This is a genomic window from uncultured Jatrophihabitans sp., from assembly GCF_964252635.1.
In the GTDB taxonomy this organism is placed as follows: domain Bacteria; phylum Actinomycetota; class Actinomycetes; order Mycobacteriales; family Jatrophihabitantaceae; genus Jatrophihabitans.
Genome location: NZ_CAXUNP010000006.1, coordinates 98,385 through 119,533, shown reverse-complemented (window position 1 = coordinate 119,533; position 21,149 = coordinate 98,385). Strand labels below are relative to the sequence as shown.

The following is a 21,149-nucleotide window of genomic DNA, read 5'->3' as shown; positions in this document are numbered from 1 at the left end:
CTGCCCCGCCCTGGCCCTGCGCCTCGAACCCGCCACCTCCCGATGACCCCACCCATGCAGTCCGTGAAGGGAAAGACCATGACCGCCCTCCGCTCCGCTCCGAGCGCCGAAGGCCACGCCGACGAATCAGGACCGGCGGCCCGCCCCGACCCGCGCGTCCCCGACGCCCCGGTCGTCGACGTCGAGATCGTCGTCCCCGTCCACAACGAGGAGGTCGACCTCGAGCCGAGCGTGCTGCGGCTGCACGAATACCTGCGCACGCGGTTCCCGTTCGAGGCCGTGATCACCATCGCCGACAACGCCAGCACCGACACCACCTGGGACGTCGCGCAGCGGCTGGTGCACTCGACACCCGGCGTCCGGGCCGTCCACCTCGACGCCAAGGGCCGCGGTCGCGCCCTGAACAGCGTGTGGGCCGTCTCGACGGCGCGGGTGGTCGCCTACATGGACGTCGACCTGTCCACCGACCTCGCGGCCCTGCTGCCGCTCGTCGCCCCGCTGCTGTCCGGGCACAGCGACGTCGCGATCGGCAGCCGACTCTCGCGCACGTCACGCGTCGTCCGCGGCCCGAAACGCGAGCTGATCTCGCGCGGGTACAACCTGCTGCTGCGCACCACGCTGCGCACCGGGTTCAGCGACGCCCAGTGCGGCTTCAAGGCCATGCGCGCCGACGCGGCGCGACTGCTGCTGCCCCACGTCCAGGACACCGCGTGGTTCTGGGACACCGAGTTGCTCGTGCTTGCCGAGCGCAGCGGCATGCGCATCGCCGAGGTGCCGGTCGACTGGACCGACGACCCGGACAGCCGCGTCGACATCGGCACCACCGCCCGCGACGACCTGCGCGGCATCGTCCGCGTCGGGCGGGCGCTGCTGCGCGGAGACCTGCCCCTCAGCGACGTGCGCCAGGCCGTCGGGCGCGACCATTCCGCGCCGCGGGCCGACCCGGGCACCGGGGCGGGGTTCACCGTGCAGGCGCTGCGCTTCGGCGTGATCGGCGTGCTGTCGACGCTGGCCTACCTGCTGCTGTTCGTGCTGCTGCGCGGGGCGCTGGGTGCGCAGGGCGCGAACCTGCTCGCGTTGCTGATCACGGCAATCGCGAACACCGCCGCGAACCGCCGCTACACCTTCGGGGTGCGCGGCAGCGGGCACGGCCGGCACCAGGTGCAGGGCCTCGTGGTCTTCGGTCTGGGCCTGGCGTTGACGAGCGGCTCGCTGTGGCTGCTCACCGCCTTGTCCGCCCACCCGGCCCGCTGGGTCGAGGTCGTGGTGCTCGTCGCCGCGAACCTGGTGGCCACCGCCCTGCGCTTCGTGCTGCTGCGGCACTGGGTGTTCGGACGACGCGTGTCCGGGCGCCGGAAGTCGCGCGTCTCGACGGAGGTGACCCGATGAGCACGGTGTCCTACCGACCCGACGTCGTCGTGCCGCCCGAGCCCGTCCGGCCCCGCCCGTGGTGGTGGGCCCACCGCGAACACGCCTCGCTCGCCGCGCTGCTCGCCGGCACCGCGGTGCTCTACCTGTGGAACCTCGGCGCCTCCGGCAACGCCAACGACTTCTACGCCGCCGCCGTCCAGGCCGGCACCAAGAGCTGGAAGGCGTTCTTCTTCGGCTCGTTCGACTCGTCGAACTTCATCACCGTCGACAAGCCGCCGGCCTCGCTGTGGCCGATGGAGATCTCCGGACGGATCTTCGGGTTCAACTCCTGGTCGATGCTCGCCCCGCAGGCTGTTGAGGGAGTGCTGGCCGTCTGGCTGCTGTACGCGGCGGTCAGGCGGTGGTTCGGCCACGGCGCCGGATTGCTGGCCGGGCTGCTGCTCGCCGTCACCCCGGTTGCCGCGCTGATGTTCCGGTTCAACAACCCCGACGCGTTGATGACCCTGCTCATCGTGCTCGCCGCCTACTGCACGGTCCGTGCGATCGAGCACGGGTCGACGCGGTGGCTCGTGATCGCCGGGCTCGTCATGGGCTTGTCCTTCCTGGCCAAGGGCCTGCAGCCGTTCACGGTGCTGCCCGCCCTGGCGCTTGCCTTCCTGGTGTGCGTGCCGGGGACCTGGTGGAGGCGTGTGCTGCAGCTGCTCGCCGCGGGCGTCGCCATCGTGGTCGGCGCCGGCTGGTGGGTGCTGGCCGTCGACCTGACGCCCGCGTCGTCGCGGCCGTACATCGGCGGCTCGGGCAACAACACCGCGCTCGGACTGGCGTTCGGCTACAACGGGGTCTCCCGCATCACCGGCTCGTCCGGTGGCGGGCCCGGCGGTGGCGGTGGCGGCGGCTTCAGCGGCACGGCGGGCGTCGGTCGGCTGTTCAACAACCTCAACGGCGGCCAGATCGCCTGGCTGCTGCCGACAGCGCTCGTCGCCGTGCTCGCGACCGCCGTCGTCACCCGACGGGTCGGGCGCACCGACCGGCTGCTCGCCGCGCTGATCCTCTGGGGCGGCTGGGTGCTCGTCACCGGCGGCGTGCTCAGCTACGCCGACGGCATCATCCACACCTACTACAGCGTCGAGCTCGCCCCGGCGATCGCCGCCGTCGTCGCCATCGGCGCCGTGACGCTGTGGCGGGCACGGGCGCAGCAGGCGGCTCGCGTCGGCCTGGCCGTGGGCGCGCTCGTCACCGGCATCTGGAGCTTCCGGCTGCTCGACCGCGCGCCGGACTGGAACCCGTGGGTGCGCTGGGTGGTACTGATCGCCGCGATCCTGGCGGCCGGCGCGTTGTTGATCCCGCCTGGTCGCGCCCGCCGGGGCCTGGCGGCGGCGGCCGCAGTGGTCGGGATCGTGGCCCTGGGCGGTGGTTCCGCGGCCTACGCGGTGGACGCCGCGACGACGCCACAGCAGGGCTCGACCCCGTCCGCCGGTCCGTCGACCGGGTCGGCATTCGGCGGCGGCGCACGCGGCGGCCCGGGAGGTACGGGTGCCCGAGGCGGATTCGGCCGCACGGGCGAGGGCCGCACCGGCGGCTTCCCCATGGGCGGATTCCCCGGTGGCAGTGGCTCCGCGCCGGGCGGTACCGGCGGCTTCCCCGGCGCCCCGGGCGGAACCAGCGGCTCGGGTACCAGCGGCTCGGGTACCAGAGGCTCGGGTACCAGAGGCTCGGGTACTGGCGGCTCGGGTACTGGCGGCTCGGGTACCGGCGGCTCGGGTACCGGCGGCTCGGGTAGCGCTCCGACCGGCACGTCCGGCGACCGTCCGTCCGGCACCACCCGTGGCGCCGGTGGGTTCGGGGGCGGCCAGAGCGCCAACTCGGCCCTCGTCGCGCTGCTGAAGAAGACGTCGAACACCTGGTCGGCGGCCACGATCGGCTCGCAGAGCGCCGGCCCGCTCGAGCTGGCCTCCGGGAAGGCCGTCATGGCCATCGGCGGGTTCAGCGGCTCGGACGCCACCCCGACCCTCGCGCAGTTCCAAAAGTACGTCGCCGAAGGCAAGATCCACTACTTCGTCAGCGGCGGTGGGTTCGGCGGCGGCCGGGGCGGTGGCACCGGCAGTGCGATCTCCTCCTGGGTCGTGTCCCATTACACAGCCAAGACCGTGAGCGGCACGACCGTCTACGACCTGACCGCGAAGGCGAAGTAGATGACCACGACCCACCCGTCCGCCCAGCCCGTCCCGTCCCAGCCCCCTCCGTCGAGCGGCGCCGCACGCGACGAGTGGCGCAGTACGACCCACCACTCGACCGGCAACGCGCCCCTCGACGGGCCGCACCCGAGGGGGACCGACCCGGACGGGACGGGCGCGACCGCGCAGCGGACGCACCCGACGAGGGACCGCGCGCTGTTCGGCGGCCTGCTCGTCGGCACCGCGCTGCTCTACCTCGTCAACCTGTCGGTGTCGGGCTGGGCGAATCAGTTCTACGCGGCCGCGGCGCAGGCGGGCAGCAAGAGCTGGAAGGCGTTCCTGTTCGGTTCGCTGGACCAGTCGAACTTCATCACCGTCGACAAGCCGCCCGCGTCGCTGTGGGTCATGGACCTCTCCGTCAAGCTGTTCGGCACCAACTCGTGGGCGGTGCTGGCGCCGCAGGCCCTCGAAGGGGTGGCGGCGGTCGCCCTGCTCTACGCGGCCGTCAAGCGGGTCAGCGGCCCGACCGCCGGCCTGCTGGCGGGCGCGGCGCTCGCCACCACACCGGTCGCGGCGCTGATGTTCCGGTTCGACAACCCGGACGCGCTGCTCGTCCTGCTCATGACCGCAGCCGGGTACGCGACCGTGCGGGCCATCGAAGCGGCGCGGCTGCGCTGGATCGTGCTCGTCGGCGCGCTGATCGGGCTGGCCTTCCTGACCAAGATGTTGCAGGGCCTGCTGGTCGTGCCCGGCTTCGCCGTCGCCTACCTGGTCGCGGCACCGACAACCATCCGAGCGCGAATGCTGCACCTGCTCGCCGGCCTCGTCGCGCTCGTCGTGTCGGCGGGGTGGTGGGTCGCGCTGGTCGAGCTGTGGCCGGCCGGCTCGCGTCCCTACATCGGCGGGTCGACGAACAATTCGATCCTCGAGCTGGTCTTCGGCTACAACGGCGTCGGCCGGCTGACCGGTTCGGACAACAACGGAGCGGTCGGCGGACGCGGCGGCGCGACGACGGGCGGCGGCTTCTCCTCCGGCGAGACCGGGCTGACGCGGCTGTTCGGCACCGAGATGGGCGCGCAGGTCAGCTGGCTGATCCCGGCCGCGCTGATCGCGATCGTGGCGCTGGCCTGGGCGACGTGGCGACGGCCGCGCACCGACGCACTGCGGGCCTCACTGATCGTCTGGGGCGGTTGGCTGCTCGTCACGGGCATCGTGCTGAGCTTCGCCAGCGGCATCATCCACGCCTACTACACGGTGGCGCTCGCTCCGGGCATCGCGGCGCTGGTCGGGATGGGTGTGCTCGAGCTGTGGCGCCGGCGCGGCGAGGACAACGGGGTCGCCCGGTGGACGCTGGCCGCGCTGATCGCCGCCACCGCTTGGTGGACCTACGTCCTGCTCGGCCGGGCGTCGTGGCATCCGGAGCTGCGCTGGATCGTGCTGCTCGCCGGTGCGGGTGCGGTCGTCACCGTGCTCGTGCGGCAGCTGGCCCGGGCGTGGCTCGTGGCCCCGCTGGTGGCGCTGACCCTGCTCGTCGCGCCGACGGCGTACGCCGTGCAGACCGCGTCGACCGCCCACACCGGCGCGTTGCCGACGGCCGGCCCGGCGAGCACGGGCGGATTCGGCGGCGGGCGCGGCGGACCCGGCGGCACCGGAGGCGGCGCAGCCCGCGGCGGGTTCCCCGGGCGACAGAACGGCACCGGCACGGGCGGGGGCACCCGCACGGGCACCGGCGGTTTCCCCGGCGCTCCCGGCGGCACTACCGGCACCAACCGCGGCACTAACGGCACCAACGGCGGGACAACGGGTGGTTCGACCACCGGCGGCTTCCCCGGCGGCGGCAACCGCCCGACCGGTTTCGGCCGGATGGGCGGCGGCATGGGCGGCCTCGGTGGCGCCAGCACCGTCAGCTCGGCGCTCACCACTGCGCTCAAGGCCGACGCGTCCCGCTACACGTGGGCAGCCGCCACGACGAGCGACAACGAGGCTGCGTCTCTCGAGCTGGCGACGGGCGAGTCGGTCATGTCGCTCGGCGGTTACAACGGCACCGACAACGCGATTACACTTGCGCAGTTCCAGAAGCTGGTCGCGGCCGGGAAGGTCCACTACTACGTGGCGGACGGGCAGGGCTTCATCGGCTCGACGTCGGCGAGCGGCTCGACGGCGTACGCGATCCAGCAGTGGGTGGCCAAGACCTTCACGGCCAGGACCGTCGGCGGCACCACCGTCTACGACCTGACGACGTCGTCCTGATCGTCACCCTCGCCTTCCCCATCGCTGCGGTTGCTCCGGCACACGCCGGACGCGGCCACGGTGATGGGGAGGCGGAGAGGTCTCAGGACAGGCCGGCGTAGGAGTGCAGGCCCGACACGACCAGGTTGACGATCAGGAAGTTGAACGTGATCGCACCGAAGCCGACAAGGTTGACCCAGGCCGCAGCCCGGCCCTTCCACCCGGCGGTGGCGCGGGCGTGCAGGTAGCAGGCGTAAACGACCCAGACGATGAACGCCCAGGTCTCCTTCGGGTCCCAGCCCCAGTACCGGCCCCAGGCCGCCTCGGCCCAGATGGCGCCGCAGATGATCGCAACGGTGTACAGCGGGAAGGAGAACGCCACGACGCGGTACGCAGCCTTGTCCAGCGTCTCCGCGGCCGGCAGCCGAGACGCGAGCGTGCCCACCGACCCCGGCCGGTACCCGGGCTCGGTGACCTTCTTGTCGTAACGCGAACGCAGCAGGAACAGCACGGTGAGCACCGCAGAGGTCATCAGCGCACCCTCGGCCACCGACACGAGCGTCACGTGGATGGCCAGCCAGTACGACTGCAGCGCCGGGACCAGCGGCTGCGCCTTGGAGTACAGCACCGTGCCGGCCAGGAACATCATGAGAATGACGGGCAGCAGCACGAACCCGCCGAGGAAGCGGATCTGCGGCGCCTTCCACATTACGGCGAGGAACGCGACGACGCCGACGAGCCCGGCGACCGACGCGAACTCGTACATGTTCGACCACGGGACGGCGTCGACAGCGCCGGCGCGCACCGCGATCGACCCGGTGTGGATGAGCATGCCGATGACGGTGACGACGACCGACCAGCGCCCGATGCGCTCGGCCGTCCGGCGGCGGCCGGCCGGTGCCACGGGCGGCTGCGACCGGTCGGCGACCGAGGCGGTCGATGAGGTGGACGGCGACCCCGGCACGGTCGGGCCGCCGGCGCCGACCAGCTCGCGAGCCGGTGCCGACGACGCTCGCGTGGTGGCAGCGGCAGGGACGGCAGCGGTGCGGCCGGCCCGTCCCACGCGACCGAACGCGAACTCGGCGGTGTACCCGACCATGGCCAGCGCGTACGTCGCGATCGCCGTGGTGAACAGCCCGTCCGAGAGATGGGCCATGGAGCCGTCGATACCAGCCACGATCAGTCCTTCCCTGCCGCAGTGGAGCCTGCGTGGATCACGTCGCGGGACTCGGCCCGTGGCGCTGTCGTCGTCCCGGCCTCACGCAACCGCTCGAGCAGCGTGCCGAACTCGCCGGTGAAGTTGCCCGAGTCGCTACGGGCGAGCCCGCCGACACTCACCACAGTAGCCGCGACGTCGCCAGGCCTGATGCGCAGCCAGACCCGCCTGCGTCGCACGCCGAGCGAGGCGGCGAGGCCCAGCACCATGGCCAGCGCGGCGAACAGCAGGTAGCCCTGCGCGGGGTCGTGCGAGACCTGCAGGTTCACCCACGGCGTCCACCCGTCGAAGGTGACCGTCACGCCGTTGGGCAGCTTGGCGGTCTGCCCGATGACCAGGTTCTTGGCGCCGATCTGCTTCATCTTCGTCTTGTCGAACGTGTAGACCGACTCGGGCAAGCCGGTGTGGTTCAGATTGCCCTGGTAGACCATGACCCCCAGCATGGGATGGTCGATTCGCGCCGACGACGACGAGATGATGCCGTTTCCCTCGTCGACCGGGGTGGGGGCGAAGAAGCCCGAGATCCCGATGTCGGTGGTCGAGCCGTTGCCGTCGAGCTTGTAGACGCCCTCGGAGTACAGCGTGGCGGCGTTCGTCGGCAGGAACACCTCGGTGTCGGTGATCACGCGACCGTCCGGCATGCGCACGGTGATCTTCGGCGCGTAGCCGTGACCGGTGAGGTAGACGCGGTCGCCGTCGAGCCGCAGCGGATGGTTGACCTTGATCGTGTCCTTCTTCGTCGGCCCCGACTCGCCGTTGTCGTGGTAGGCCACGTCGGCTGCGAACTCACGCGGCTCTCCGGCGGAGGAGTAGGTCGCCGTGAACTTCCGCACGTCGTCGATGCAGAACGGCGCCGGTCTCACCTTGCCCTCGGCAGCGAAGCGTCCAGGCTTCCAGGTGTCGTAGTTGCCCGCGGTGCTGCAGAAGCCCTGGCCCTGGCGGACGATCACCAGCCCCTCGTAGGTGTAGAGGCGGCCGACGGCGATCAGCACCAGGGCGACGAGCAGCGCGACGTGGAAGACCAGGTTGCCGGTCTCGCGGCTGTAGCCCTTCTCGGCCGACAGCGTGACGGCGCCGCCGTCCTCGGCCCGCTCGGTCACCCGCCAGCGCCGGCCCAGGGCGGCCCGGGCGGAGGTGGCGTACGTCGAGGGCGCGTCGGCGACGGCGAACGACCCGGACTCCGGCAGCCGCGACAGGTTGCGCGGCGCGGGCAGCGGTTTGCGGGCCATCGCGCGGGCGTGCACGCGGATACGCGGGATTAGGCAGCCGACCAGCGAGATGAACAGGAGCAGGTAGATGGCCGCGAACCAGGGCGAGCCGAACACGTCGAACATGCCGATGGCGTCGAGGAACCGCCCCCAGGAGCCGTGGTCCTTGATGTAGCTCGAGGTCTTGCCGGGGTTGAGCGGGCGCTGCGGCAGCAGGGATCCGGGCACCGCGCCGAGGGCGAGCAGGAACAGCAGGATCAGCGCCGTGCGCATCGACGTCAGGCGCCGCCACAGAGTGCGGACGAACCGCACCGGGGTGAGTGTGTCGCTCATGCCGGGGCCCCCGCGGGATCCTGGAGCGCAGCGGAGCGATCGCGTGGGGTGTTCATACTTCGATCCCCGAGCCGGGCGAGATGTGCGTCTGGAGCTTGATCATCAGCGTGTTCCACTCGCCGGTGACGAGCAGGACCCCGATGACGAGGAGCAGCGCGCCGCCGACGGCGCTCACGACGGCCCGGTGCCGACGCACGAAGCTGAGCGCGCTCGAGACCCAGCCGAAGCCCAGCGCGACGAGGATGAACGGGATACCGAGGCCGAGGCAGTAGAACAGCATCAGCAGGGCGCCGCGGCCGGCGCTCCCTTGCGACAGCGAGAGCCCGAGGACGGCGGTGAACGTCGGCGTCAGGCACGGCGTCCAGGCCAGGCCGAACGCGAAGCCCAGCAACGGCGCACCGAGCAGCCCGGCGCGCGGCAACCGGTGGATCTTGAACTCGCGCTGCATGAACCCGATACCACCGAGGAACACGACGCCCATGACGATCGTGACCACACCGAGCACCCGCTCGATCGTGAGGGCGTGCTCACGGATGCCCGCACCGAGCTCACCGAACAGCGCGCCCTGCAGGGTGAGGAACGCGGTGAAGCCGAGCACGAACAGCACGGCGCCGCCGACCATCCGGCGCTGGCTGGGTCGCTCGTCGGTGCCGGCCAGGCCGGCGACGTAGGACAGGTAACCGGGTACGAGCGGAAGCACGCACGGCGACAGGAAACCGACGATGCCGACGAGCACCGCGACGCCGACCGCGACGAGCAGGGGGCCGCTCTGCACCGTGCCGGTGAAGCCCGACGACGCGAGGGTCGTCGAAGCCAGGCCGGGGGCGGCGGCGACCATCAGTGCTCGGCGAGCAGGGTGGACAGCGGCCCCTGCAGGTCCTTCGGGGACAGCTTGTCGAGGTAGACGGCGGCGACCCGGCCCTGCTTGTCAACGAGCACGGTGAACGGCAGCACGCCGGGAATGTTGCCGAGCTTGAGCTGGACCGCCCCCGGCTGGTCGTAGACGACCGGGAAGCTGATGTCGTTCTGGGCGATGAAGGACTTCGCGGCGCCCTTGTCGTCCTTGGTGTCGAAACCGATGAACCGGATGCCCTTGGACTTCTCCTGCCGGTACAGCGAGTCCAGCTGCGGCGTCTCGACCTTGCACGGGCCGCACCACGAGGCCCAGAAGTTGAGCAGGGTGACCTTGCCCTTTTCGTCGGCCAGGCTGACGTGCCCTCCGTCGATCAGGGTGCCACCGACGTCCTGGGCCGGCTTGCGCTTGTCGGGGGCGATCAGCGAGCCCTTTGTCGTCTTGGACGCGAAGTGGAACTCCTCGCCGCCGGAGGCGCTCGAGCACGCCGACAGCACGAGCGCGCCGCAGGTGGCCAGGGCGGCGAGCAGGCGCGGAATTCGGCGGATGTGAGGCATCGCAGACCAGTGTGCGCCACGGGTTCGGCCCTGTGAAAACGGGGCTCAGCAACGTGTGACGCGCACGTCCCGACCGTGGGACGAGCCGAGCGGTCAGGCGCCGGCGCCGTGGCCGGCCGGCAGACCCGCGGCGGGCTCCGTGTACTGCACCCGCGTGATGACGTCGCCGTCGAAGGTCAGCGACGTGACCGACGCCAGGCTGCACCGGCGGCGCCGCGGGTCGTGGAACAACCGCAGACCCTCGGCGCTGCGCGCGGCCATGACGACCGGCAGCTGGTGGCTGACGCACACCGCCTCCCGGCCGTCGGCCTGGTCGCGGGCGCTGCGGACGGCGGCCATGACCCGGTCGGCGATCTCGGTGTACGGCTCGCCCCAGGACGGGCGGAACGGGTTGCGGAAGTACTTCCAATACGACGGGTTGCGCAGGAGCCCCTTGCCGCCGGCCACCGCGCGCCCCTCGAAGACGTTGCCGGCCTCGATGAGCCGCTGGTCGACGGTGACGGGCAGTCCCACGGTGGCGGCGAGCGGTGCCGCGGTCTCGCGGGCACGCTGCAGCGGCGAACAGGCGAGGTGCGCGATGTCGCGCCCGACGAACCACTGCGCCGCGGCCTCGGCCTGACGGGCGCCGAGCTCGCTGAGACGGAACCCGGGCAGCCGGCCGTAGAGGATGCCGTCGGGGTTGAAGACCTCGCCGTGCCGCAGCAGGTGGACGACCGTCACGACAGTGACAATCGGGCGTGGCCTTCGGCGGCCGGAGCGAAGCGGAGGCCGGTCACGACAGTGACAATCGGGCGTGGCCTTCGGCGGCCGGAGCGAAGCGGAGGCCGGTCACGACGGTGACAATCGGGCGTGGCTTTCGGCGGCCGGAGGGAAGCGGAGGCCGGTCACGACGGTGATCGCACGGCTGTGGCCGCGGCCTCGGCGGCCCTCGGCAGCGCCCGCTCGATCACGGCCAGCGCCTCCTCGTCGATCGCGGTGTTGACGAAGAAGCACTCGTACGCGCTTGGCGGCAGGTACACGCCGGCGTCGAGCATGGCGTGGAAGAACGCCGGGTAGCGCCACGTCTCGGCCGCCTGCGCGCCGGCGAAGTCCTGCACGGGCCCGTCGGCGAAGAACACGGAGAACATGTTGCCCGCGTACTGCATCTGATGGGTCACGCCGACGCGGGTCAGGGCCGCCCCGACCATGGCGCCGATGGTGCGGGCGTTGGCGTCGAGGGTGGCGTAGGTGGCGTCGTCGGCGAGGCGCAGCGTGGACAGCCCTGCTGCCACGGCGACGGGGTTCCCGGACAGCGTCCCGGCCTGGTACACCGGCCCGGCAGGGGCCAGGCGGGACATGACGTCGGTGCGTCCGCCGAACGCCGCAGCGGGCAACCCGCCGCTCATGACCTTGCCGAAGGTGAACAGGTCGGCGTCGACCGGGTCGAGGCCGAACCATCCGGCCGGCGAGACCCGGAAGCCCGTCATCACCTCGTCCATGATCAGCAGGGCGCCGTGCCGGGCGGTGATCTCCCGCAGCCCGGCGTTGAAGCCGGGCACCGGCGGCACCGCGCCCATGTTGCCGGCCGCGGCCTCGGTGATCAGGCAGGCGATGTCGTTGCCGAACTCGGCGAAGCAGGCCTCGACCGCAGCGAGGTCGTTGTAGGGCAGCACGATCGTCTCGGCGGTCTGCGCGCCGGTGACGCCCGGCGTGTCCGGCAGGCCCAGGGTGACGACGCCCGAACCGGCGGACGCGAGAAGCGCGTCGACGTGGCCGTGGTAGCAGCCGGCGAACTTGACGACGCGGTGCCGCCCGGTGAACCCGCGCGCGAGGCGGACCGCCGACATGGTGGCCTCGGTGCCGGAGTTGACGAGCCGGACCTGCTGCACCGGCGCGACTCGCGACACCAGCTCCTCGGCCAGCTCGACCTCACCGATCGTTGGCGTGCCGAACGACAGACCTCGGGTCGCGGCCGACTGCACCGCGTCGACGATCTCGGGGTGGGCGTGGCCCAGGATCATCGGCCCCCAGGACGACACCAGGTCGACGTAGCGCACGCCGTCGGCGTCCTCGAGGTACGGGCCCGAGCCGCGCACCATGAACCGCGGCGTGCCGCCCACCGACTGGAAGGCGCGCACCGGCGAGTTGACGCCGCCGGGGATCACGGTCCGCGCGCGGTCGAACAGGGCGGCGGACTGCGTCGGCTCGGTCATGACGCCAGTCTGACAAAGCGGACGGGCGACCCTGTCGACGGGACGGCGCCGGTGTGGCCTGGCATGCTCCTCACGTCGCCCCTTGGAGGATCGCGTGAGCCTGTCTCGCCTGTACGTCCCGGCCGCTGTGACCGCTGCGGCCACCGTGTCCGCCGTGCTGCTCACCGGATGCGGGTCCAGCGGTGGGGGCGGCGGTGCGAGCTCGGCGTCGCGCGCCGGCTCGTCGGCCGCCTCGTCGACCGCCGCCACACCCGCGGCGTCCTCGACCGCGGCCTCGAGCACGGCCTCGAGCACGGCGGCCGGCGGCTCGTCGTCGGGCACCCCGGCGACGAAGGCCCAGCTGGCCAAGATCGTCCTGCAACGCTCCGACCTGCCGACCACCTTCAAGGCCACCCCGGCGCAGCCGGACTCCGACGACAACAACACCCAGGCGCAGCTGCAGACCTGCACCGGGGTCAAGGGCGCGCCCGACAGCCACAAGGTCAACACCGCCCAGTCGAGCGACTACAACCAGGGCAACCTGACCGTGTCGTCGGAGTTCTCCAGCTACCGCAGCGCGGCCGACGTCAAGGCCGATGTCGCCCTGCTGCAGAGCCCGAAGATCAACCCGTGCCTGAACAGCATCTTCAAGCAGGAACTCGCCCGGGAGCTCGGCTCGAAGGCCACCGTCACGAACGCCGCCATCAAGCTCACGCCGGGTTCCGGCGGCGGTCCCAGCAACGTCGCTGGCCTCGCGTCAGGCACCGTGAACTTCACCGCGCAGGGAAAGAAAGCGGTCGTGTACCTCGGCGTCGCGTTCATCACCGGCCCGCAGCTCACCGGGACGCTCAGCTACGTCGGGCTCAATCAAGGCCTGGAGACCACCGCGGCCAACACAGCCCTGGCTGCCGTGGCGAAGCGCGCGCAGAACCCCTGAGCACGTAGCGTCGGCGCATGGCGATGCTGCACCTGCGGGTGGTCTGCCCGCAGGCGCTGGCCGACCGGGTCGTCGACGAGCTCGCGCGGCACGTCGGCGTCATCAACATCCGCGCCGCCGGCGAGACCTCGACGGGCTGGGAGGTGCGTGCCGACCTGGCCCGTGAGATCGGCGACGAGGTCCTCCGGGCGCTGCACGAACTGCGCGTCTGCGATCACGGCATGATCGCGATGGAGCCGCTCGACACCGCGATGGGTGCGCTCGTCGACCGGGCCGAGGACGACGCGCCCGGCGAGGGCGCCGACGCCCTCATCTGGGACGAGCTGTCCACGCGCACCGGCGAGGACTCGACCCTCACCGGCACCTTCGTGGCCTTCATGGTGCTGGCCACGGTGCTGGCCTCGATCGGCGTGGTCACCGACTCGCCGGTCACCGTGGTCGGTGCGATGGTCGTCGGCCCGGAGTTCGGTCCACTGGCCGGGCTCGCCGTGGGGGTCATGCGCCGGCGGTGGAGCATCGTGCGCAGCAGTGTCGTCGCCCTGCTCGTCGGGTTCCCGATCGCCATCGTCGTCACGGGGCTGCTGGCCCTGGTCGCCCGCGCGGCGGGGCTGATCAGCCCCGGCGACATCTCGGGCAGCCACCGCCAGACGGACTTCATCTACCACCCGGGCTGCTTCTCGCTGATCACCGCTCTCGTTGCCGGGACGGCCGGCATGCTGTCGCTGACGTCGAGCAAGTCGGCCGCGCTCGTCGGCGTGTTCATCTCGGTGACGACGATCCCGGCCGCCGGCAACGCCGCGGTGGGCGTCGTGCTCAGCGATGCCTACGAGACCTGGCAGTCGCTGGCCCAGCTCGGCATCAACCTCGTGGGGATCGTCGCGGCGGGGCTGCTGACCCTGCTCGTGATCAGGCGGACGTCGCGGTCGACAGCGGACGCCGCATGACGACCCGCGGGCCGACCGCGTCGAGGCCGAGCTCCATCTCTTGCGCACGAAGGGCCTGCAACCCCGGCCCGGGCGCGGGCTCGGGCCGGAAGCCGCGGGCCGCGTAGTACGGCGCGTTCCACGGCACGTCGACGAAGGTGGTCAGCGTCATCGAGGCGTACCCGTGCGCGGCGGCCCAGTCGCACGCCGCCTCGAGCAGCCGGCTGCCCAGGCCGCGGCGCATCGAGCCGGGCAGCACGGCGACCTGGTGCAGGTGCGCGTCCCCGTCGACCTCGTCCACCCAGGCGTACCCGACCGCGGGCCGCCCGACGACGAGCACGAGCGCGGCAGTGCGCAGGCCCCCGTCGTCGAAGGGCACGTACGGGAGGTCGAAGCCGGCCACCCGGAAGACCGTGTCGGCCCGTTCGTCGATCAGTGGGACGGTGTCGAAGTCGTCGTCCAGGGCGGGCCGCACCTCAGCGCTCGCGACGGGCTCCAGCGGGGCCGCGTCCAGCGCCTGCAGCAGCCGGTCGGGGAACCGGGTCGGGACGAGCACGTCGCTCCCGTCGACCAGGCGCACCAGCAGCGCGGCCGGCCCCCGTGGGAAGCCGTTGGGCCAGCCGAGGGTGTTGACGTCCGGCGAGGGGGTGGACGCGGCGACGCCGGCGATCTGCGCACGCGGAAGGGTCTCGTCCCCGACCTCCAACTCGTTCGCGGTCACCCGCAAGGAGTGGGTGCTGCGCACGGCGTGCAGCAGCAACCACTGGATGCCGACGAGGATCGCGCCGAAGACCAGCCAGCCGGGCAGGTGCACGAGCGCGCCGTGCCGACCGGACACCAGCAGGTCGAGGCCGAACCCCACCGGGACGACCAGCGGGGACCAGACGAGGCTGCGGTAGCTGCGCGCGTCCTCGCGGTAGACGACGTCCTCGTCGGTCTCCGCGTCCGCGCTCCCCGACGTCACCCGGTGAGGGTAGAGGCCACCTCGGCCGCCCAGTAGGTGAGCACGATCGAGGCGCCCGCGCGCTTGATCGAGGTCAGCGTCTCGGCGATGACCCGGTCACGGTCCAGCCACCCGTTGGCCGCCGCGGCCTCGACCATCGCGTACTCACCGCTGATCTGGTAGGCCGCCACCGGTACAGGTGAGGCGTCGGCGACGGCACGCAGTACGTCGAGGTAGGGCAGCGCCGGCTTGACCATGACGATGTCCGCGCCCTCGCCGACGTCCAGCGTGACCTCAGCGAGGGCGTCGGCAACGGTACGCGATGCGTCCTGCTGGTAGCTGGCGCGGTCGCCCTGCAGGGAGGAGTTGACGGCCTCGCGGAACGGGCCGTAGAAGCCGGAGGCGTACTTCGGCGCGTAGGCAAGGATGCCGGCGTCGACGAAACCGGCGGCGTCGAGGGCCTGTCGGGCCGTGCCCACCTGGCCGTCCATCATCCCGCTGGTGCCGAGCAGGTGGGCACCCGCCTCGGCCTGGGCGACGGCCATCGACGCGTACCGCAGCAGCGTGGCGTCGTTGTCGACAGCGCCACTCGAATCCAGGACGCCGCAGTGTCCGTGGTCGGTGAACTCGTCGAGACACAGGTCGGACATAAGCACGGTGCCGTCGCCCAGCTCGGCCCGCAGGTTGCGCAGGGCCACGTTGAGCACGCCGTCCGGGTCGTCACCGCCGGAGCCGGTCGCGTCCTTGTGCACCGGGATGCCGTAGACCATCAGGCCGCCGACGCCCGCGCGGACCGCGTCGACCGCGGCCTTCACCAGCGACTCCTGGCTGTGCTGCACCACACCGGGCATCGAGGCGATCGGGTGCGGCTCGGTGAGGCCCTCGTGCACGAACATCGGCAGGACGAGGTCGGCGGGCCGGACCTCGATCTCGGACACCAGCCGCCGCAGCGCCGGCGTACGACGGAGACGGCGCGGACGCGACGTCGGGAACGGCGGCAGCTCGGGCAAACTCACGCTATTAAGGTTACGCGCGACCGCCCTGCTCACTTCCCGCCCGCTGTGGTCGTGATCCGTCAAGGAATCGCGACCACACCGGGCGGGAAGGTGGGTGGGTCAGCGGGCGGCGCGCCGCGTCGGGGTGCGGCCCGACGCCTTCTTGGCCGCGGTCGCCGCGGCCTTCTCCTTCTCGGCCGCGGCCCGCTCGACGGCGTACTCGGCGAGCGCGTCGATCAGGGCGGGGACGGTGGCCTGGTCGGGCTGCACGTCGACACGCAGGCCGAACTCGGCTGCGGTGGCCGCGGTCTGCGGGCCGATGCAGGCCACGACGGTGCGCGCGTGCGGCTTGCCGGCGATGCCGACGAGGTTGCGCACCGTCGAGGAGGAGGTGAAGCAGACGGCCTGGAAGCCGCCGCTCTTGATCGCGTCGCGGATCTCGGCGGCGGGCGGGGCCGCCCGCACCGTCCGGTAGGCGGTCACGTCGTCGATCTCCCAGCCGAGTTCGCGCAGGCCGGCGGCCAGCGTCTCGGTCGCGATGTCGGCGCGCGGCAGCAGCACCCGGTCGATCGGGTCCAGCACCTCGTCGAACGGCGGGAAGATCGCGAGCAGGCCCTCCGAGGACGACGCGTCCTCGGCCGGGACGAGCTCGGGCTTGATGCCGAAGGCGCGCACCGCCTCGGCGGTGGCCTCGCCCACGCAGGCGATCTTCACACCGGCGAACGCGCGGGCGTCGAGCCCGAACTCCTCGAACTTCTCGCGCACGGCGCGGACGGCATTGGTCGAGGTGAACACGATCCACTCGAACCGGCCGGTGACCAGGCCCTTGATCGCCCGCTCCATCTGGGTCGGCGTACGCGGCGGCTCGACGGCGATGGTCGGGACCTCGACCGGCACCGCACCGAAGCCGCGCAGCCGGTCGCTCATGGTGCCGGCCTGCTCCTTGGTCCGCGGGACCAGGACCTTCCAGCCGTAGAGGGCGCGGGACTCCCACCAGGCGAGCTTGTCGCGCTGGGCGGCGGCCTTGCCGACGGTGACGACGACCGGCCCGGTCATGCCGACGGCGGCGAGCTCGAGGTCACCGGCGACACCGGCGACGGTCTGCTGGCCGGTGGTGGTGCCGTTGCAGCTCACCGTCACCGGGGTGTCGGGCTTGAGGCCGTAGGCGACGAGCTGCTCGCCCGCGGACTGCACGTCGGCGGCGTCGGCGGTGAGGACGAGCGTGCCCGCCGCGTGCGCGAGCGCGTCGTAGTCGACGCCACCGGCCCCGGCGAGCTCACGCAGGTCCGCCTCCGTCCGGACGGGCCCCACCGGCACGCCGGCGTAAGCCGCGGTCCCGGTGCCCAGCCCGACGCCGGGAACGACCTCGAACGGCACGACGGTGCGGGCGATCGCGAGGGTCTCCTTGACGACGGAGTCGTCGGCGAACGGGTCCCCGACGACGACCCGCGCGACGGTCAGCCCGGCGCGCGCGTCGGCCAGCAGGGCCTTCGCGGTGTCGGCCGCCGTCAGTTCCGGGGCTCGGACCTCGGTGGCACTGGCGATGATCGCCGTCGGCACCGCGGTGTCCGCGACGACGAGGTCCGCACCGCGGATCGCGTCGGCAGCGCGCGTGGTCAGCAGGCCGGGGTCGCCCGGACCGGCCCCCACGAAGGTGATAAGACCTGGGGCCTTGGAGGCTCTGCGTGCGCGGGTCATGTGGTGCTCCCCATCATGGTGTCAGCGCCGTCGGCGAGCAGGTCGGCGGCAAGCCGCCGCCCGACACCGTCGGCATCGGTGGTGGTCCCGGTGACCGAGAGCCGCACGGCGTCGCTGCCGTCGGCCGCGGTCACCGAACCGCGAAGGAAAATCTCGGGACCGTCGTCGCCCTCGGCGATGACGGCCAGCGCGCCGACCGGCGCGGAACAGCCTGCCTCGAGCCCGGCAAGCAGGGCCCGCTCGGCGAGGACGGTGGTGCGGGTGTCGGCGTCGTCCAGCACGGCCAGCACCGCCACCGTGTCCTCGTCGTCGGCCCGGCACTCGATCGCCAGCGCTCCCTGGGCCGGGGCCGGCAGCATCTGGATCGGGTCGAGGACCTCGGTGACCTCGCCTTCCCGGCCCAGCCGGCGCAGCCCGGCGTAGGCGAGCACGACGGCGTCGAGCTCGCCGGAACTGACCTTGCGCATCCGGGTGTCGACGTTGCCGCGCAGCCCGACGACCTCGACCCCGAGGCCCAGCGCGTGGATCTGCGCGGCGCGGCGCGGGGAGCCGGTGCCGACGCGGGCGCCGGGCGGCAGCTCGCCGAGGGTGAGGCCGTCGCGGGCGACCAGCGCGTCGCGCGGGTCCTCGCGCACCGGCACCGCGGCCAGCGCGATGCCGTCGGCCGGGGCGGTCGGCAGGTCCTTGAACGAGTGGACGGCGACGTCGATCTGGCCGTCCAGCAACGCCGTGCGCAGGGCCGACACGAAGACCCCGGTGCCGCCGATCTGCGCCAGCGCCGCGGACGAGACGTCGCCCTCGGTGACGATCGGGACGATCTCCGTCGACCCGCCCAGGGCGTCGGCGACGAGGTCGGTCTGCGTGCGGGCCAGCGCGGAGGCGCGGGTGCCGATGCGCAGCGTGCGGGTACTCGTCATGAGCGTGCTCCGCCGTCGGTCTTCTTGACGGCGGCGACGGACTCGGCCGCGGCCGGGTCGAGGTCGAACAGCTCGCGCAGGGCGGCGGCGTAGGAGTCGCCGCCCGGCGTCGCGGCCAGCTCCTTGACCCGCACGGTCGGGGCGTGCAGCACCTTCTCGACCGCGCGGCGGACGGCGTCGGCGACGGCACGCCGCTCGTCGGCCGTCAGGTCGGGGACCCGCCCGTCGAGGCGGGTCAGCTCGCCCTCGATGACCTGGTTGGCCCGGGCGCGCAGCGCGGTGACGGTCGGTGCCACGGCCAGCTGCTGCTGGGCTGCGAGGTGGTCCTGCAGCTCGCCGACCACGATCGAGACCGCGGACGCGACCTCGGCGTCGCTGACCATCGCGCCGCCGTCGCGCAGCGCCTCGAGGTCGACGTAGGTGACGCCCGGCTGCACCGCGACGGCCGGGTCGACGTCGCGGGGCAGGGCGATGTCCAGGACGACCAGCGGACGCTCGTCGCGGGGGCCGACGGCCTCGGCCTCGACGATCAGCCCGGTGGAGCCGGTGGAGGACAGCACCAGGTCGGCGTTCGCGATCGCCTCGGGCAGCGCGGACAGCGCGACGGCGGTGCCGCCGAGGCGCTCGGCCAGCAGCGCGCCACGCTCGGCGGAACGGTTGGCGACCACGATCTCGCTGACCCCACGACGCCGCAGGGTCGCTCCGGCGAGGGCGCCCATGGAGCCGGCGCCGATGACCAGGGCGGTGCGCTCGGCGAGCGGGCCGAGCACGCCCTCGGCGCGGTCGAGCGCCAAGGACACGATGGACGCCCCGGCGCGGTCGATGCCGGTCTCGGTGTGCACCCGCTTGCCGACCCGCAGCGCGGTCTGGGCGAGGTCGTGCAGCACGCTGCCCACCGAGCCGATCTCGGTGCCGAGCGCGTAGGCGTTGCGCAGTTGGCCCAGGATCTGGGACTCGCCGACGACCATGGAGTCCAGGCCGGAGGCGACGGTGAACAGGTGCTCGGCGGCGGCCTCCGCGAAGTGCACGTAGAGGTGGTCGGACAGCGCGGACACCGCCAGCCCGGCGTGCCGGGCCAGGACGCTGGTGATCTCGGCGACCGCGGGGTGGAAGCGGGCGACGTCGGCGTAGACCTCGACGCGGTTGCACGTGGAGACCAGCATGACCTCGCTGATCATCTCGGCGTGGTGCAGTTCCTCGACGGTCTTGCGGACGTCGTCGACGGGGACGGCGGCGCGCTCGAGGACCGACACCGGTGCCGTCCGGTGCGACAGTCCGACCACCAACAGGCTCATCGGCTGGCCTCGCTCAGGGTGGGGATCGTCAACGCGGACGCGGCCTTGCGCGTCTCGTGGAAGGACAGGATCTGCAGCTCCGCGGCGAGGTCGACCTTGCGCAGGTGCACGTGCGCGGGGACGGACAACACGACCGGGGCGAAGTTCAGAATGCTGCTGACCCCGGCCTGCACCAGGCGATCGCAGACCGACTGGGCGGCCGAGCCGGGAACGGCCAGGACGGCGATCGTGATCGCATGCTCGGCGAGCACGTCCTCGAGGTCGCCGATGTCGCGCACGGTGAGCCCGCGCATCCGCGAGCCGACGCGGGTCCGGTCGGCGTCGAGCAGCGCCGCGATGCGGAACCCGCGCGAGGCGAAGCCGGCGTAGCCGGCGAGGGCCTGGCCCAGGTTGCCGACCCCGATCAGGGCCACGGAGTGGTGCACGGTGAGCCCGAGGGTGCGCGAGATCTGTTCGGTCAGGGTGCCGACGTCGTAGCCCACGCCGCGGATGCCGTAGGACCCGAGGTAGGACAGGTCCTTGCGCAGCTTCGCCGAGTTGACCCCCGCGGCCGAGGCGAGCTCCTCCGACGACACCGTGCTGATGGCGTCGTCGCCGAAGGTCGTGAGCACGCGCAGGTAGGTGGCCAGCCGGGCGACGGTCGCCTCCGGCACGGCACGGGCGTCACCGCGGGACTCGCGCGGAGCGGACATCGACACCTCGGAACGAAGCTCGTCCGGGCAGCGCGACGGGTGCTCACGAGGGCTGCTCGCGGTCCGCTAGATCGATGCCGGGACGGGTGTGGTAGGGCTGATTGGATCTGTTCCGGACGCTACGCCGCTCGTGAAAGTTTTCCCAAATCGTGGGGGCCCGTGCTAAGGATCGCTCAGCGGGCGACGGCCCTGCGGAACCGGGCCTCTTCCACGCGCCAGTACCCGTGCTCCTTGCCGTCGACGAGCACAACCGGAACGCGGTCGGAGTACTCCGCCCGCAACGGCGCCGAGGTGTCCACGTCCACCTCGCGGTAGTCGAACCCCAGTTCTGAGCGCAGGGCGCGCAGCTGCTGCTCGGCGACCTCGCACAGATGACAGCCCACCCGCGTGAGCAGGGTGACGACGTGATCGGTCGGCGCCATCGTTCCTCCGCGCGTAGAGTCCTGTTTGTCCGATTTTAGGGGGTAGGCAGACCCGAGAATGTGCGTCAGGGTCCTGTTCCCCGCCAGGACATGCCGGGAATGCTGGACGTCAGCCGCCGGGGGCTGGTCAATCACCCGGGGTCGATCCTATAGTTAGCAGAATCTTTACACGTCAGGTGACCGCATCCGGGCTCCGTCCCGGCGGGCAGGGGGAA

General features: G+C 72.3%; 18 protein-coding genes. 5 read left to right on the top strand and 13 right to left on the bottom strand.

The annotated features are described in order from the left end of the window. The first annotated feature begins 78 nt into the window (after positions 1–78). The 3 genes from ACFFCA_RS04660 to ACFFCA_RS04650 are packed head-to-tail and all read left to right on the top strand — an operon-like array spanning position 79 to position 5,795. The gene (locus ACFFCA_RS04660) at positions 79–1,389 is read left to right on the top strand and encodes a glycosyltransferase (RefSeq protein ID WP_375482277.1); all 1,311 of its coding nucleotides are present in this window, start codon (positions 79–81) and stop codon (positions 1,387–1,389) included. Continuing rightward, a complete protein-coding gene (locus tag ACFFCA_RS04655; RefSeq protein ID WP_375482275.1) occupies positions 1,386–3,563 on the top strand; it encodes an ArnT family glycosyltransferase in 2,178 nt (725 codons plus the stop codon). Before ACFFCA_RS04660 ends, ACFFCA_RS04655 begins: the two co-directional genes overlap by 4 nt. After that, on the top strand, positions 3,564–5,795 hold the full coding sequence (locus tag ACFFCA_RS04650; RefSeq protein ID WP_375482273.1) for an ArnT family glycosyltransferase: 2,232 nt from the start codon (positions 3,564–3,566) through the stop codon (positions 5,793–5,795). An 82-nt stretch (positions 5,796–5,877) separates the two neighbouring features. Here ACFFCA_RS04650 and ccsB read toward each other — a convergent pair whose 3' ends face one another. The 6 genes from ccsB to hemL all read right to left on the bottom strand — a co-directional run bounded on the left by ccsB (position 5,878) and on the right by hemL (position 12,133). After that, positions 5,878–6,951 carry a c-type cytochrome biogenesis protein CcsB gene (gene ccsB, locus ACFFCA_RS04645; protein WP_375482271.1) on the bottom strand — a complete coding sequence of 358 codons (1,074 nt, stop codon included), beginning with the start codon at positions 6,949–6,951 and terminating at the stop codon, positions 5,878–5,880. Positions 6,952–6,953: 2 nt separating this feature from the next. Beyond that, on the bottom strand, positions 6,954–8,531 hold the full coding sequence (locus ACFFCA_RS04640) for a cytochrome c biogenesis protein ResB (RefSeq protein WP_375482269.1): 1,578 nt from the start codon (positions 8,529–8,531) through the stop codon (positions 6,954–6,956). Positions 8,532–8,583: 52 nt separating this feature from the next. Further along, on the bottom strand, positions 8,584–9,369 hold the full coding sequence (locus ACFFCA_RS04635; RefSeq protein ID WP_375482267.1) for a cytochrome c biogenesis CcdA family protein: 786 nt from the start codon (positions 9,367–9,369) through the stop codon (positions 8,584–8,586). Continuing rightward, positions 9,369–9,941, bottom strand: coding sequence for a TlpA family protein disulfide reductase (locus tag ACFFCA_RS04630; RefSeq protein ID WP_375482265.1), 573 nt, complete (start codon positions 9,939–9,941; stop codon positions 9,369–9,371). The genes ACFFCA_RS04635 and ACFFCA_RS04630 overlap by 1 nt, the downstream gene beginning before the upstream one ends. A gap of 93 nt (positions 9,942–10,034) precedes the next feature. Beyond that, the gene (locus tag ACFFCA_RS04625) at positions 10,035–10,661 is read right to left on the bottom strand and encodes a histidine phosphatase family protein (RefSeq protein ID WP_375482263.1); all 627 of its coding nucleotides are present in this window, start codon (positions 10,659–10,661) and stop codon (positions 10,035–10,037) included. Between the two features lie 164 nt (positions 10,662–10,825). Beyond that, positions 10,826–12,133 carry a glutamate-1-semialdehyde 2,1-aminomutase gene (hemL, locus tag ACFFCA_RS04620; RefSeq protein ID WP_375482261.1) on the bottom strand — a complete coding sequence of 436 codons (1,308 nt, stop codon included), beginning with the start codon at positions 12,131–12,133 and terminating at the stop codon, positions 10,826–10,828. Between the two features lie 94 nt (positions 12,134–12,227). Here hemL and ACFFCA_RS04615 point away from each other — a divergent pair, with 94 nt between their 5' ends. Together ACFFCA_RS04615 and ACFFCA_RS04610 are read left to right on the top strand one after the other, a co-directional pair. Continuing rightward, entirely contained in the window at positions 12,228–13,049 is an 822-nt protein-coding gene (locus ACFFCA_RS04615; protein ID WP_375482259.1) for a hypothetical protein, read from the top strand. Between the two features lie 23 nt (positions 13,050–13,072). Next, a complete protein-coding gene (locus ACFFCA_RS04610) occupies positions 13,073–13,993 on the top strand; it encodes a DUF389 domain-containing protein (RefSeq protein WP_375482287.1) in 921 nt (306 codons plus the stop codon). Here the strand turns inward: ACFFCA_RS04610 and ACFFCA_RS04605 are convergent. The 7 genes from ACFFCA_RS04605 to ACFFCA_RS04575 form a co-directional block, all read right to left on the bottom strand. Next, the gene (locus ACFFCA_RS04605; protein WP_375482257.1) at positions 13,956–14,936 is read right to left on the bottom strand and encodes a GNAT family N-acetyltransferase; all 981 of its coding nucleotides are present in this window, start codon (positions 14,934–14,936) and stop codon (positions 13,956–13,958) included. The genes ACFFCA_RS04610 and ACFFCA_RS04605 overlap by 38 nt on opposite strands. Next, on the bottom strand, positions 14,933–15,931 hold the full coding sequence (hemB, locus tag ACFFCA_RS04600) for a porphobilinogen synthase (protein WP_375482256.1): 999 nt from the start codon (positions 15,929–15,931) through the stop codon (positions 14,933–14,935). Before hemB ends, ACFFCA_RS04605 begins: the two co-directional genes overlap by 4 nt. Before the next feature lie 99 nt (positions 15,932–16,030). Beyond that, on the bottom strand, positions 16,031–17,608 hold the full coding sequence (locus ACFFCA_RS04595) for a uroporphyrinogen-III synthase (RefSeq protein ID WP_375482254.1): 1,578 nt from the start codon (positions 17,606–17,608) through the stop codon (positions 16,031–16,033). Beyond that, complete coding sequence (gene hemC / locus ACFFCA_RS04590) at positions 17,605–18,525, bottom strand: hydroxymethylbilane synthase (protein ID WP_375482252.1); 921 nt, start codon at positions 18,523–18,525, stop codon at positions 17,605–17,607. Before hemC ends, ACFFCA_RS04595 begins: the two co-directional genes overlap by 4 nt. Beyond that, positions 18,522–19,820, bottom strand: coding sequence for a glutamyl-tRNA reductase (locus ACFFCA_RS04585; protein WP_375482250.1), 1,299 nt, complete (start codon positions 19,818–19,820; stop codon positions 18,522–18,524). The genes hemC and ACFFCA_RS04585 overlap by 4 nt, the downstream gene beginning before the upstream one ends. After that, positions 19,817–20,512: a redox-sensing transcriptional repressor Rex gene (locus ACFFCA_RS04580; RefSeq protein ID WP_375482248.1), complete on the bottom strand. Its 696-nt coding sequence runs from the start codon at positions 20,510–20,512 to the stop codon at positions 19,817–19,819. The genes ACFFCA_RS04585 and ACFFCA_RS04580 overlap by 4 nt, the downstream gene beginning before the upstream one ends. Positions 20,513–20,685: 173 nt before the next feature. Beyond that, positions 20,686–20,934: a glutaredoxin family protein gene (locus ACFFCA_RS04575; RefSeq protein WP_375482246.1), complete on the bottom strand. Its 249-nt coding sequence runs from the start codon at positions 20,932–20,934 to the stop codon at positions 20,686–20,688. Positions 20,935–21,149 lie beyond the last annotated feature (215 nt).

What these genes read in the sequence shown, in the direction of transcription:
- ACFFCA_RS04660 (WP_375482277.1), top strand. Translation starts at nt 79, where the DNA reads ATGACCGCCCTCCGCTCCGCTCCGAGCGCCGAAGGCCACGCCGACGAA.
- ACFFCA_RS04655 (WP_375482275.1), top strand. Translation starts at nt 1,386, where the DNA reads ATGAGCACGGTGTCCTACCGACCCGACGTCGTCGTGCCGCCCGAGCCC.
- ACFFCA_RS04650 (WP_375482273.1), top strand. Translation starts at nt 3,564, where the DNA reads ATGACCACGACCCACCCGTCCGCCCAGCCCGTCCCGTCCCAGCCCCCT.
- ACFFCA_RS04640 (WP_375482269.1), bottom strand. Translation starts at nt 8,531, where the DNA reads ATGAGCGACACACTCACCCCGGTGCGGTTCGTCCGCACTCTGTGGCGG.
- ACFFCA_RS04635 (WP_375482267.1), bottom strand. Translation starts at nt 9,369, where the DNA reads ATGGTCGCCGCCGCCCCCGGCCTGGCTTCGACGACCCTCGCGTCGTCG.
- ACFFCA_RS04630 (WP_375482265.1), bottom strand. Translation starts at nt 9,941, where the DNA reads ATGCCTCACATCCGCCGAATTCCGCGCCTGCTCGCCGCCCTGGCCACC.
- hemL (WP_375482261.1), bottom strand. Translation starts at nt 12,133, where the DNA reads ATGACCGAGCCGACGCAGTCCGCCGCCCTGTTCGACCGCGCGCGGACC.
- ACFFCA_RS04610 (WP_375482287.1), top strand. Translation starts at nt 13,073, where the DNA reads ATGCTGCACCTGCGGGTGGTCTGCCCGCAGGCGCTGGCCGACCGGGTC.
- ACFFCA_RS04595 (WP_375482254.1), bottom strand. Translation starts at nt 17,608, where the DNA reads ATGACCCGCGCACGCAGAGCCTCCAAGGCCCCAGGTCTTATCACCTTC.
- hemC (WP_375482252.1), bottom strand. Translation starts at nt 18,525, where the DNA reads ATGACGAGTACCCGCACGCTGCGCATCGGCACCCGCGCCTCCGCGCTG.
- ACFFCA_RS04585 (WP_375482250.1), bottom strand. Translation starts at nt 19,820, where the DNA reads ATGAGCCTGTTGGTGGTCGGACTGTCGCACCGGACGGCACCGGTGTCG.
- ACFFCA_RS04580 (WP_375482248.1), bottom strand. Translation starts at nt 20,512, where the DNA reads ATGTCCGCTCCGCGCGAGTCCCGCGGTGACGCCCGTGCCGTGCCGGAG.
- ACFFCA_RS04575 (WP_375482246.1), bottom strand. Translation starts at nt 20,934, where the DNA reads ATGGCGCCGACCGATCACGTCGTCACCCTGCTCACGCGGGTGGGCTGT.